Here is a 563-nt window from a genome sequence, read left to right as displayed (position 1 = left end):
CAACTTACCCATCAGGCAGCAAGGTAGAAATTCCAGGAGAAAATGGAACAACAATCCCAGTAACAATTGGTGACAATGGTTCAGGTGAAGTACCAAATGACAAGCTTCCTAAGAAAGATGTCCCAGGTACAGGAACAGTAACCGAACCGAACAAGAAACCATCACAACCAGTGGATGTAACAACACCAGCTCGTAAGACACCAACAGTAGATGTTGAACAAGATCCTAAGACAGGTGACGTTACAGTAACACCTAAGAAACCAGATGGCACAACCTACCCACCAGGAACTAAGGTAGAAATCCCAGGTAAAGATGGGAACCCAATCACAGTAACAATCGGTGAAGACGGTAAAGGTAAAGTACCAAACAGTGACCTACCAGAAGGTAAGGTTTCAGGTCCAGGTAAGATTACTGAACCAAATAAACCAGCAGTGGAAGTTCCTAAAGTTGAAACACCAGGCAAGGTAACACCAGCAACACCAGTAACTGAAAAACCAGGTAAGATTGAAATTACTCAACAACCAAATGGAAATGCGATTGTAACGCCTAAGAAACCAGATGGC

Annotated in this window: 1 pseudogene; it reads left to right on the top strand. The window is 43.3% G+C overall.

From position 1 onward, the window contains the following. Nucleotides 1-563, top strand: a pseudogene (locus QM450_RS10595) (hypothetical protein); the annotation flags it as partial.

The organism is Streptococcus infantis, from assembly GCF_047464615.1.
Taxonomy (GTDB): Bacteria; Bacillota; Bacilli; order Lactobacillales; family Streptococcaceae; genus Streptococcus; species Streptococcus infantis_Y.
The sequence above is the reverse complement of the archived record's forward strand: the minus strand, read 5'-3'. Positions and strand labels throughout refer to the sequence as shown.